The sequence below is a fragment of the Lentzea sp. genome (assembly GCF_036380075.1).
In the GTDB taxonomy this organism is placed as follows: domain Bacteria; phylum Actinomycetota; class Actinomycetes; order Mycobacteriales; family Pseudonocardiaceae; genus Lentzea.
In genome coordinates, this window is record NZ_DASVFL010000033.1 from 1 (window position 1) to 11220 (window position 11220).

General features: G+C 69.7%; 17 protein-coding genes and 1 pseudogene. 4 read left to right on the top strand and 14 right to left on the bottom strand.

Annotated elements, in window-relative coordinates; translation table 11 throughout:
• From VF330_RS04055 to VF330_RS04095, 9 genes are all read right to left on the bottom strand, one after another.
• The coding region (locus tag VF330_RS04055) for a M15 family peptidase (protein WP_330850116.1) at positions 1-487 on the bottom strand (487 nt) is incomplete at its 3' end.
• Positions 488-668: 181 nt separating this feature from the next.
• Entirely contained in the window at positions 669-1160 is a 492-nt protein-coding gene (locus VF330_RS04060) for a DinB family protein (RefSeq protein ID WP_330850117.1), read from the bottom strand.
• 16 nt (positions 1161-1176) lie between these two features.
• Complete coding sequence (locus VF330_RS04065) at positions 1177-1818, bottom strand: class I SAM-dependent methyltransferase (protein ID WP_330850118.1); 642 nt, start codon at positions 1816-1818, stop codon at positions 1177-1179.
• Between the two features lie 73 nt (positions 1819-1891).
• A complete protein-coding gene (locus VF330_RS04070; protein WP_330850119.1) occupies positions 1892-2464 on the bottom strand; it encodes an alkaline shock response membrane anchor protein AmaP in 573 nt (190 codons plus the stop codon).
• Positions 2461-2988, bottom strand: coding sequence for a DUF6286 domain-containing protein (locus tag VF330_RS04075; RefSeq protein WP_330850120.1), 528 nt, complete (start codon positions 2986-2988; stop codon positions 2461-2463). The genes VF330_RS04070 and VF330_RS04075 overlap by 4 nt, the downstream gene beginning before the upstream one ends.
• Complete coding sequence (locus VF330_RS04080) at positions 2985-3383, bottom strand: Asp23/Gls24 family envelope stress response protein (RefSeq protein WP_330850121.1); 399 nt, start codon at positions 3381-3383, stop codon at positions 2985-2987. The genes VF330_RS04075 and VF330_RS04080 overlap by 4 nt, the downstream gene beginning before the upstream one ends.
• Positions 3383-3556: a hypothetical protein gene (locus tag VF330_RS04085; RefSeq protein WP_330850122.1), complete on the bottom strand. Its 174-nt coding sequence runs from the start codon at positions 3554-3556 to the stop codon at positions 3383-3385. Before VF330_RS04085 ends, VF330_RS04080 begins: the two co-directional genes overlap by 1 nt.
• Entirely contained in the window at positions 3556-3957 is a 402-nt protein-coding gene (locus VF330_RS04090; RefSeq protein WP_330850123.1) for a hypothetical protein, read from the bottom strand. The genes VF330_RS04085 and VF330_RS04090 overlap by 1 nt, the downstream gene beginning before the upstream one ends.
• A complete protein-coding gene (locus VF330_RS04095; protein ID WP_330850124.1) occupies positions 3954-4430 on the bottom strand; it encodes an Asp23/Gls24 family envelope stress response protein in 477 nt (158 codons plus the stop codon). The genes VF330_RS04090 and VF330_RS04095 overlap by 4 nt, the downstream gene beginning before the upstream one ends.
• A 170-nt stretch (positions 4431-4600) precedes the next feature.
• Between VF330_RS04095 and VF330_RS04100 the strand changes: the two genes are divergently transcribed.
• Positions 4601-4807, top strand: a complete 207-nt coding sequence (locus VF330_RS04100) for a CsbD family protein (RefSeq protein WP_330850125.1) — start codon at positions 4601-4603, stop codon at positions 4805-4807.
• Between the two features lie 114 nt (positions 4808-4921).
• On the opposite strand, the gene VF330_RS04105 is transcribed toward VF330_RS04100, so the two are convergent.
• Both VF330_RS04105 and VF330_RS04110 read right to left on the bottom strand, forming a co-directional pair.
• The gene (locus tag VF330_RS04105; protein WP_330850126.1) at positions 4922-5515 is read right to left on the bottom strand and encodes a helix-turn-helix transcriptional regulator; all 594 of its coding nucleotides are present in this window, start codon (positions 5513-5515) and stop codon (positions 4922-4924) included.
• Positions 5516-6327: 812 nt separating this feature from the next.
• Positions 6328-7257 (bottom strand): NADP-dependent oxidoreductase, encoded by a 930-nt coding sequence (locus VF330_RS04110; protein WP_330850127.1) that lies wholly within the window; start codon positions 7255-7257, stop codon positions 6328-6330.
• Between the two features lie 71 nt (positions 7258-7328).
• On the opposite strand from VF330_RS04110, the gene VF330_RS04115 reads away from it, so the two are divergent.
• Positions 7329-7721, top strand: coding sequence for a helix-turn-helix domain-containing protein (locus VF330_RS04115; protein ID WP_330850128.1), 393 nt, complete (start codon positions 7329-7331; stop codon positions 7719-7721).
• Between the two features lie 56 nt (positions 7722-7777).
• Here the strand turns inward: VF330_RS04115 and VF330_RS04120 are convergent, their stop codons facing one another.
• From VF330_RS04120 to mrf, 3 genes are all read right to left on the bottom strand, one after another.
• Positions 7778-8074, bottom strand: coding sequence for a hypothetical protein (locus VF330_RS04120; protein ID WP_330850129.1), 297 nt, complete (start codon positions 8072-8074; stop codon positions 7778-7780).
• A 125-nt stretch (positions 8075-8199) separates the two neighbouring features.
• Positions 8200-8652, bottom strand: coding sequence for a hypothetical protein (locus tag VF330_RS04125; RefSeq protein ID WP_330850130.1), 453 nt, complete (start codon positions 8650-8652; stop codon positions 8200-8202).
• A gap of 37 nt (positions 8653-8689) precedes the next feature.
• Entirely contained in the window at positions 8690-9784 is a 1095-nt protein-coding gene (mrf, locus tag VF330_RS04130) for a ribosome hibernation factor-recruiting GTPase MRF (protein WP_330850131.1), read from the bottom strand.
• A gap of 102 nt (positions 9785-9886) precedes the next feature.
• Here mrf and VF330_RS04135 point away from each other — a divergent pair.
• Positions 9887-10006: pseudogene (locus tag VF330_RS04135) on the top strand (30S ribosomal protein S14); the annotation flags it as partial.
• 93 nt (positions 10007-10099) lie between these two features.
• A partial coding sequence (locus VF330_RS04140; RefSeq protein ID WP_330850132.1) for a GTP-binding protein occupies positions 10100-11220 on the top strand: 1121 nt, incomplete at its 3' end.

Genomic DNA, 11220 nt, shown 5'->3' on the forward strand with positions numbered 1-11220 from the left:
TGTCGATGGCCCGCCCGTAGGAGTGGTTGGACCAGGCCGTGCCGCCGGTGATCGGTCGGCAGTTGAACGCCGAGGTGTTGTTCGCCGCCATCGACGCGTCGTCGTCGGAGTCGTACTTCTCGATGGTCTCCATCCGCTCGACGGGGAACCGGTCGAAGTAGAGGTCGGCGAAGATGCGGGCGACCTCGGTCGCGACGTCGGCGTTGACCACCAGCTCACCGCGGTGCACGGCACCGTCGAAGCCCACGAAGCTCAGGCTCACCAGCCGCAGTTGACCGGGACCGACGGGGCAGCCCTCGCGCCAGCTGGATCCCAGCCGTTCCGCGGTGACCGGTTTGATGACGGCGACGTAGGGCGGAAGGCCGCTGCCGGCCGGCGCCGCGAGCTCCACGGTCCGAGCAGGAGCGGCGGACGCCGGCGCGGCACCGGCCAGGACCGCGGACACGGCGACCGCGACAAGCGCGACAACTCCGGTTCCCGATTTCACAAGAACTTCCTCTCGCTCCCCGCCACGGCGGAGTAGGACTTCTTCTGACCACGACCTCGGAGATCGACCCTGCCAGCGACGCGCGAACAACGTCAACTCCGTTGCACACGCGGCTCTGCTCGGCCTGGGCGGGCACGCGCTCGATCACTCCGATGTGGACTGAGCCGACTCCGGGCGGTTGTCAGCGTCCGGTGGTGCCGTCGATCAGTTCGCGGAGAATGTCGGCGTGCCCGGCGTGCCTGCCGGTCTCCTCGATCATGTGCGTGAGCGCCCAGCGCACACTGGGCGCACGCTTTCCTGGCAGCGGCCGCGGCACCGGCGCGGCGAGGTCGGAGCAGCCGTCGAGCACCTCGTTCGCCTGCTCGACGGTCTGCCGGTAGCGGGCGACGACGTCGGCCACGCTGTCGTCGGGAGAGGCGCGGAAGGTCGCCTTCCAGCTCTTCACGTCCTCGCCGAGGAAGATCGAGCGCTCTACCCACGTCACGTGGTTGAGCAGGCCGAGCAGGGTGGTGCCGGAGGCCACCACCGAGGTCCTGACCTGGGGTTCGGGTGCGCCGTCCACCTTCGCGGCGATCGAGGCCCGCAGGTAGTCGAGAAACCCGCGCAGGACCTCGGTCTCGCTGCCGCCGGTGCGAGGCGGCGGGGTGTCGCGGCGGCGTCGTGTGGTCGGCACTGCAAGCCTCCTTCTCTCACGCGGTCCGACGGACGAGCAGAACGTGGTCGACGACCTCGGCCTGCTGACCGTCCGGCCCTGTCGCGGTGCGGCGCGGCGCATCGGCTCGTTCGACCGTCCACCCGGCGGGGTCGAGGCCGATGCCGTCGGCGATCTCCGTCGGACTCGGGTAGTGGGCGTCGGGGTCCTGGTTCCACGACCAGGGTGCGGCGGAACCGTGGTCGACGACGAGCAGCCGCCCGTTCACGCGCAACGCGTGTGCCGCCGAGCGCAGCACGCCCGCGCGGTCCAGCTCGAACGGGGTGTGCAGGTAGTGGGCGCAGATCAGGTCGAACTCCCCCGGCGGGAAGCCGCTGCCCAGGTCATGCGCCACCGCGGTGATCCGGTCGCCGACGCCCTGGGCGGCCGCGAGGGAGGTGAGGCGTTCGACGGCGGCGGAGGAGATGTCGGCGGCGGTGACGTGCCAGCGGCGGCCGGCCAGCCACAGCGCGTCGCCGCCGGCGCCGCTTCCGAGGTCGAGGGCGTCACCGGTGGGAAGCGCCGAGGCGACCTCGATGAGCCGGACGTTCGGCGTGGGGACGGTGGCGGGGCGGGAGGAGTAGACGCTCTGCCAGAACGCGGCGGGGTCTGTTCCGAGCGGCGGTCGCGAAGTGGACATGGGCTCAGCATCAACGGTCCGCGCCGATCTGGCACGAAATCTTGCTGTTCCAGCAAGCCGGCGGGTTGCCTGCTCAGCTCACGCGAGTGCCGGCCTGAGCGCTGAGCCGGAACTCGACGGTCGCGGGAACCCGGTCGGTGCCGAGTGCCTGGGCCAGGCGTGGCAGGCATTCGGTGGTGATGCGCTCGCGCAGGACTGTGAGGTCGGCGTTCTGGTCGGCGCTGACGACCAGCGCCAGCTCCGGCTCTCGACGCGTTCCGGTGAGCACGGCCTTGGCCTGCCGCACGTGCGTGAGGGAACGGACTTCGTCGGTGAACGGTGCCACCGCGACATCGGTGTCCAGTTCGGTGCGCCCGACAACGGGGTCCCGCTCGAAGCGCCAGGTGCCGGTGCGCGGCCGGCGTGCGACCTGGGCCAGCAGCCAGAACAGGGCCAGCAGGCCCGTCACGACGCCGGCGGCGGCGATGACGTAGAAGACCCAGGTGGGTGGTGCGGTCGTGCCGGGAACCAGTGGCGCGGCGGGATCGACCACCCGCAGCAGCCGCAGGTGCGTGGCCGTACCGAAGGCACCGGCGGCGAGCAGGAGCACGCCGGAGAGTCCGAGCAGTGTCCTGTTGAGACGTGCGGGTCGGTTGGGGCTGCTCATGATTCCTCCCGGCGGGCTCGCAACTTGACCACGACAGCGGGCCTGCGGGACGGGGCGAGCTCGTCGAGACGGGTCTCGACGGCCGCGCGGACCGCGTCGGTGAGGCCCTCGGTGTGCGTTCGTGCGGTGGTGGCGCGCACGGTGACGCGCCGGGTGCCGATCGCGGCTTCGGCGGCGGACACACCGTCGACGTCGTTCGCGGCGGTGCGCAGGGCCGAGCGGTAACCGGAACGTGTGATGCCGGAGTCGGGTGTGCCGGCCAGCGGTAGCACCGTCACCGCGCCCGGCAGCACCGCGGCCAGGACCAGAACGAGTCCGAGCACCGCCACCACTGCCGCGGCCACCAGGGTGATCTGGTCCGTCCACTGCACGGAGTGCAGCGCGGAGGCGATGGCGGTGATGTCCAGCCAGGGCCGGTCGCCGGTCAGGTGCTGGACGGCCGAGATGGTGGTCACCACACCGGCGCCCAGCAGCACCAGTGCGGTCAGCGACGCCGGAAGAGACCGGCGGGTCCGACGCTTCATTCGACTCTCCTCCCCGAGTCCGCTGAGGTGTGCAGGGCGGTCACGGTGATGTCGACCCGCCGCACGCGCATACCGGTCATCTCCTCGACCCGGCGGCACAGGTGCTCGCGGGCGCGTTCGGTGGTGGCGGTCACCGGTGCCGGATAGGCCAGGGACATCCTCACCGCAAGGTCGATCCCGCGGCTGTGCACGGTCGCCTCCACCTTGGCCGACCGGTCCAGCTCCTCGGAACCGAGACTGATCCCCAGCACCCGCTCCGCCGCTCCACCGACGTCGTCGACTTCGGCCGTGGCCCGTGCGGCGAGCCGCTGAACGGCCTGCTCGCCGATCGTGAGCGCACCGCGCTCCGCGGGGCCGGCCTGGACGGTCCCGGCCTGGATGGTCTCGGCGGTCATCAGCGGTCCCGTCCGACGAGCTGGGACAGGTCGAGCTTGCCGTCGAGCGCACGGCCCGCCAGCAGACCCAGCAGACCGAACAGCAGCACGACGAGGAACGCCCCGAAGCCGCCGAACGCCGCGGCCAGACCCACGACGAGTCCGGTGATCAGTCCCCAGGTGGTCGAGTTCATCACGACGTCTCCTCACTGCTCTCGTACGGATGTGCTGCCGGAACCGGGTTTTCCGCCACCGGAGGCTCTTCTGCCGGGATGGCGAGGTCACCGATGACCACGTTCACCGGGAGGCCGGGCACCTGAGCGGCCGCCCGGACCGCGGCGGCGACCACGTCCGCGACGAACGGCACCGTGACCGTGACACCGACTGTCACCGCGTCCTCGTGAATGCGGACCCCGCTGACGCGCCGGCCCGGACCGAGGGACGCGATCTGCCCGAACCGCCCACCGTGCAGGCCCGCCACGGACGGCACCGTCAGGACGGCGGCGGCGATCCGGTCAGCCTCGACCAGCGCGGGCGACGACCACACCGGGGAGGTCCCGGCCGTCCGCACGGCCGGGACCCACGCGGACGTCACTGGACCCGCCCGGTGTGAGCCGACGAGTCCTCCTCGCCTTCCACGGGCAGGTGCAGGTCGTCCACAGCGATGTTGACCTCGACGACCTCCAGGCCGGTCATGCCCTCGACCGCCCTGATCACGTTGCCGCGCACCGCCTGCGTGAGCGCGGCGATCGACACGCCGTACTCGACCACGATCTGCAGGTCGACCGCCGTCTGGCGCTCGCCCACCTCGACCGACACACCCTGACCGGCCGACGACGACGCACCCGGAATCCTCTCCCGCAGCGCACCGAACGCCCGCGCCGCGCCACCGCCGAGAGCGTGCACGCCGGGCACCTCACGCGTGGCCAGACCCGCGATCTTTTGCACCACCACGTCCGCGATCGTGGTCGTACCGCGGACAGTCTCCGAGGGGACCTTCTCCACCGCCCCGGAACCCGCCGTCTTCGAGGTCGGGGACACCGTCTTCGCCGCGCTCACCTCAGTCATGACCATTTCCTCCCACATCGCATTGACCTGTCACCCGGTAAGAACCGCTCAGCGCCACGAACATCACGAGGAGAAGAAGTGATCACCATCACCCGCACTCCACCGTGACGAGTTACCGGAAATGGGTATCCATATGCTCAAGAGCGTTCCAGTCGACACAGGAGGACGTCATGTCGTTGGGTGACAAGATCGGCGCGAAGGCGGAGAACTTCGGCGGCAGGGCCAAGGAGGCCGCAGGTTCGGCGACGGGCAATGAGCAGCTGCGCCAGGAAGGCAAGGCCGATCAGGCCAAGGCCGGCGTCAAGGAAGCCGTCGAGAACGTGAAGGACGCCGTCAGCGACGCCGCCGACAAGGTGAAGAACGCGTTCAAGAAGTGAGCGCGCACGAAAAAGTGGGCGGAACTCCGGGCCAGGAGTTCCGCCCACTTTTTCGTGCGACACCGCGCCTTTTCCTCGAGCCACCGATCGATGACGGGTTCGGGCGAACGGCCTTCAGTCGATCAGACCGGCGCGGAGGACCTCACCGACCAGATGCGCCCGGTTGTGCGCCGCGAACCTGGACCTGAGCCTGGCGATGAGCATCTTGACCTCGTACGTCATCCTGCCGGTCCGGCGCGCGATCTCCTCGTCGGCGACACCGTCCGCGAGCAGGCGCACCACCACGATCTCGACCGGCGTCAGGACGCCGGCGAAGGCCCGGCTCACCGCCATCTCGGCGCGGGAGCCGGGAGGCTTGAACAGCAGGGACCACGCCCCGTGCCGGACCGCCACGTCCGCGAGATGAGCTGACTCCGCTCCCAGCACGGCCACCAGGAAGCGCCCCTGCAGCCGCTGAACACCATCGAGCGCGACCTGAGCCACCTCGTCGGGCAGGTCGAGGTCGACCACGATGAGATCCCGCTCTTCCAGCGGGCCGGCAGGACGGACCTCCGAAGGCCGGCTCACCACGTCGACCCTGCTGGCGCCGACGTGGACGAGGCTGCCCGTCAGGCGTGCGCCGAACATCCGGTCGGCGGTGATGACCAACGCGGAAAACCCGCTCGACCAGTCCAGGCCGGAGCGGAACACCGTTTCGGAGCAGAGCAAGGGATTCCTCTTCACAACCGTCACACCATGACTCAGAAGATGAGCCTCTACACGGGAAAGCACTGGCCCACGACGCCCGACGAGCACAGGCCGGCAACTTCCACCGAGAATAGCGGATCATCGTCGTGCACCGCGCCACCGACAACAGGATGAAGCGTGAACACGCCTACACGTCCTGCCTACTCCTCAATGCGTCGAATCGGCACGCGGCGCTCAGGATTGACAATTGACACTCGGCCGACGACTCGATGCCACACCTCAAGCCAGCTGAGACATAAATAATGCGCACCATTGCATGTCTCCGCCGCGCGACCGGAAGTGTTCCCCACATCAGTTGCTACGCCAAACAAACGACCCACCGCGCAGCCTGACTTCCCAGTACCCGTTCCCGAGCATCAGCGGAGGAAAGCCGTGCGACGCGAATGGCCGGAACTTCTCTGTAGATCGAACATCGTCGACCCCTCAGCGCGAAGCCTGCCATGCGGCTCGCAGCGGCTACCCCCTCCGACACCCCCGTGACGCGTCGTGGGTCGCGGGCGGTGCGCGACGCAGGGTGATCAAGCCGTAGGCGAACTGACGAACGTCGTCCTGCTCGGCAATACCGGCCGGCACGTCGGCGACGCCAGGAGCGGGCACACGCCTGCCATCTGCGGAGAGCGCCGCCGAACTCGGCATCACCGCAGCGCGCAAACGTCCTTTCCGGACTCAGTGGACCGGCTTCTCGCCACCGCATCATCCTTTCAGGACAGTGCGCGCGACTTGACCCACGCCTGGTTCAAAGGCCTGGCAGGTCTTCTCCGAAGCCCGCCGGATCAGACGGTGAGAACGACCTTGCCCTTCAGGTGGCCGGCGTCGAGGACTCGGTGCGCGGCCACGATCCGGTCGAACGGGAACGTCTCCTGGACGTGAACGCGCAACTCGCCCTGCTCTGCGAGGGCGGCGAGGCCGCGCAACCCGACCGGGTCCGGGTCGACCGCGACACCGCTGAAGCGCAGGCCGGCCGACTCGAACCTGGCGGCGAGCCCTGGTTCGCTCTCCGCGACCGCTGTCACCAGATGCCCTCCCCGCCGGAGCACACCAAGGGACCGTTCGACGGTGTCTCCACCGATCGTGTCCAGGACGACGTCGACGTCACGGACCGCCTCGGCGAAGTCGACCGCCGTGTGGTCGATCACCTCGTCGGCGCCGAGCCCTGCGACGAACTCCCGCTTGCCGCCGCTCGCGGTCGTGATCACGTGCGCGCCCAGCGCCTTCGCGATCTGGATCGCGACGTGGCCGACTCCGCCGCCACCGCCGTGGACCAGGACTCGGTCGCCCGCGGTCACACCGGCGAGATCGACGAGGCCCTGCCACGCCGTGAGACCGACGATCGGCAACGCCGCGGCCTCGACGTGCGAGAGCGACGCCGGCTTGCGCGCGAAGTGCAATGCCGGAGCAGCAACGAACTCCGCGTACCCGTTGGCGGCCCTGGGGAACATCGGCATGCCGAACACCTCGTCACCGGGCCGGAACCGCCACGTCTGCGACGCGTCGACGACCACACCGCTGACATCCCAGCCGAGAACGAAAGGCGGTTCGCCGAGCAACGGCATCTCGCCGTTGCGCAACCGGGCCTCCAACGGATTCAGCCCGATCGCCGCGACGCGGACGACGATCTCGGTCGGCAGCGGGTGTGGCTCCGGAGCGTCCGCGACGGTGAGGACGTCGGGACCGCCGAACTCCTTCTGCGTGATGACTCGCATGACTCTCCTGGCTCCGCGTGGTGAAGCCAGGCTATGAGCGCCCACAGGAACCTCTCGGTACCTTGGGCGTCATGAGCGGTTCCGGTCGCGACGAGTTCTTCCTCGCCGACTGCCCAGGGCGGCTGACGGTCGAGCTGCTGGCGGACAAGTGGACGGCCGTCGTGATCACCGGTCTCAGCGAGGGGCCGGTCCGCCACGGCGAGCTGGTCGAGCTGATCGGCGGAATCTCCCGCAAGGTGCTCACCCAGACCCTGCGCCGGCTCGAGGCGCACGGGCTGGTCGTCCGGCACGCCTACCCCGGCGTCCCGCCCCGCGTCGAGTACGAGCTGACCCCGCTCGGGGCGACGCTGATCGAGCCGATCCACGTGCTGACCGAGTGGGCGAGGGCGCACGGCGACGAGGTCCTGGACGCGCTCGCTGAAGACCCCGCGCATCGTGCCGGAGCCTCCAGCGAGCGTCGATGATCTCCCGAGCCGTGAGCAGCGGCGCGGACGCTCTTCAGCCTTGATGAGGCCCGCGATCAGTGGTCGTCGTAGTGACCGTCGTGGCTCGCGTGCCGGTGTCCGTCGTGGACGTAGTCGACGTGGTCACCGTGCGGGATGGCGACGTGGCCGCACCCCTCGCCGTGTGCGTGGTCATGCGTCTCGTGACTCACGTGCTCGCCGGACTCGCACTCGTCCCAGTGGCCTTCGTGGCCCCGGTGCACATGTCCGTCGTGCACGTAGTCGACGTGGTCACCGTGCGGGATCGCGACATGTCCGCAACCTTCACCGTGTGCGTGCGTGTGAACCTCATGAGTGGCGTGCGCCGTCGTCATGACTGCCTCCTTTCGGCCTAATCATCAAAACATACGCATATGTTGATGACAAATCGGCGGTGCAGCGTGTCCGACATCGCCGGCACGAGCAGTCAGGAGCCGGCCGAGCGCGAACCACGGTGCTGTCAGTTCCAGATGGACTGTCTACCAGGATGAGGAATTCCTCGCAGCCGCAAGGGAAGCGCGGTCTCGTCGTAGGGAGTGACGGCCAGCCAGTCCGCGACGGCCGCGAGGTCCTCCGGCGTCCGCAGTGGACCGACGAGGACGGCGGCTCCCAACGGACGGCGAGCGTCGTCGCACTGCTGCACCACCAGCACGGAGCCCGGGTTCCCCGACGTCCGCCTGGCGTGACAGAGCACCATCCCCAGCGGGCACGGGACACGCATCAGCACCCCGTGCCCGCTGCGGCGGACCACCTCGCGCAGGGTGCTGAGCACCCGCTCACCGTCGGCGCACGTGTCGCAGACGATGACCGTGTAGCCGGTCGCAGGCCTCGGTCCGATCACTTCCCGGCGCCCGTTCACCGCGTCCCCGCATCCCGTGCCACTGGAACTGACCGCGGGCAGCAGTCGCGCCATTCCCGGCACCGGCCTGTCGAACGTGGTCGCCGTGGGTTCACAACTCCTCCATCTCGTCGTGCCACTCGGCGAAGGGATCGGCGAACTCCAGTTCGTCGGCGAGCGCCAGTTCCTCGTCGGTCACCAGGGCGGCGCGCAGCGCCTCGGTGATCTCCTCGGGCGAGGCGGAGGCGGCGATCACGACGAGTTCCTGCGAGCGGTCGCCGAAGCGTTCGTCCCAGGTCGCCGACGCCACCGCGCGCCGCTCCGGCGACACGTCCGCCCAGTCCCCCACGGCTGCCAGCCACGGCCCGAGGTTGCCCACGTTCAGCCCGCCGCCGGCAGACTCCAGCCACAGCGCGGCGTCCGGCTGGCTCACCAGCCACACCCGCCCCCGCGTGCGGACGACGCCGTCGAGCAGTGAGTCGATCGCGTCGTGCAGTCGCGCCGGGTGGAACGGCCGCCGTTCGACGAAGTGCGTGATCGACACACCGTGCGCGGGTTCCAACGGCGGCTCGCCCTGCAACAGCGTGCCGAAGCCGTCGTCGAAGCGGCCCCTGCGCGCGTCACCGGGGACGGCGGCGAGCAACGCGGTCACGTCGAGTCCCGCCCGGTCCCGCCGGGGTGCGCGCGGGTTGAGGCGGTCGAGCACGGCTTCCAGCACGTTGTCGCCGGTCGGTCCGGTCAGCACGAGCGCGTCGGCGAACTCGGCCTGCCCCACCACGACCTGCGCCACGGTGCGGTCGTCGCCTTCCGCCGCGCCGAGACCGCGGTCCTCCAGCGAGTCCTCGCCGACGGCGTCGGCCAGCCAGGTGGCCCGATCGACCACGGTGACCACCGCCTCGACCCGAACGTCGATCTCCAGCAGCGCGAAGCAGACCGCCTCCGGCTCCAGCGCCGGATCCAGGTCGACGACGACGGTCCCGCCCAGGTTCTCCAGCAGTGGCAGCAGATCGAGGCGCAAGGTGCACGACACGCAGCCGTGCGCCAGTTCCAGCACGGTGAGCTCGCCGTCGACCCAACGCCGCACCACACCCTCGGCCAGCCCGCGCAGATCGTGACGGACGAGCACCGAACCCGGCGTCGCGCGCCAGATCTCGTCGGCCACGTCGTTCTGCCCGAATCCGGCCACCAGTACGACCTCGGTTCCCATTGGGCTAGCCTAACGGAAACGATTGTCGTTTTAAATTGGAGCGCTCAGGTGGCCGGGAAGTCCAAGATCGCCGAGGACCGGCTGCGGCGTGAGGTCGTCGGCCGCGATGTCGTGGACGGGCGCCCACGCGCCGTCTTCCGCGCGTTCGGCCTGTCCCGCATCCGCCCGCGCGAGATGGCTCACCGCGGTGAGCTGCCCGGCGTGCCCGAGTCCAGTCGGTGAAGAAGAACCCGCGCCCCACCCCTCCCAGTCCCCCCTGACCCTCCTGGTGCGCCCCATTCCGGGGGCACACCACGTCCTTCCGGAGAGTTCCCGATGACCACCACCGATTCACGCGTCCCCGTCACCGTGCTGTCCGGCTTCCTCGGCGCCGGCAAGACCACCCTGCTCAACCACGTGCTCGCCAACCGCCAAGGCCGCCGGGTCGCGGTGGTGGTCAACGACATGAGCGAGGTCAACATCGACGCCGCCCTGGTCTCGGGACGCGGCGGCGAACGTCTCGTCGAGCTGACCAACGGCTGCATCTGCTGCACCCTGCGCGAGGACCTGCTCGAGAGCGTCGGCGAACTGGCCCGCGAAGGACGCTTCGACACGATCCTGATCGAATCCACCGGGATCTCCGAGCCGATGCCCGTCGCGGCGACCTTCGAGTGGACGTTCGAGGACGGCACCAGCCTCTCCGACCACGCCCGCCTGGACACCATGGTCACCGTCGTCGACGCCACCACGTTCCTCCAGGAGGTCGAACGCGGCGACCGCCTCGACGAACGCGACCTCGCCGCCGACGAAGGAGACGAACGCGGAATCTCCGACCTGCTGATCGACCAGGTGGAGTTCGCCGACGTGCTGGTGCTGAACAAGACCGACCTCGCGGCGCCTGATCATCTGGGCACCGTGGAGGAACTGCTGCGCAAGCTCAACCCGAACGCCAGGCTCGTCCGCGCCCACCACGGCCTGGTCGAGCTCACCGACGTCCTCGACACCGGCCGCTACGACCCCGTCACCGCCGCCACCTCGCCCGGCTGGGCCGAGGAGCTGGCGGGCAGCCACACTCCCGAGACGGAGGAGTACGGCATCCGCTCGGTCACCTACCGCGCCGACCGCCCCTTCCACCCGGCCCGCCTGGCCGACGCTCTCGCCGGCTGGGAGGGCGTGGTGCGCAGCAAGGGTTTCTGCCACATCGCGACCCGCCCCCACACCCTCGCCGTGTGGTCGCAGGCAGGTCCGAACATGACCATCGAGCCCGGCGAACGACTGGACGGCCACACCGCCACCCAGGAACTGGTCTTCATCGGCATCGGCATCGACCCCGACGAACCGCGCCGCCGCCTCGACCCCGCGTTGCTGACCGACGACGAGCACTCGGCAGGCCCGTCCGCTTGGCGGCTGTTCGACGACCCACTGCCCGAGTGGGACAGCGAATTCCACGATCACGT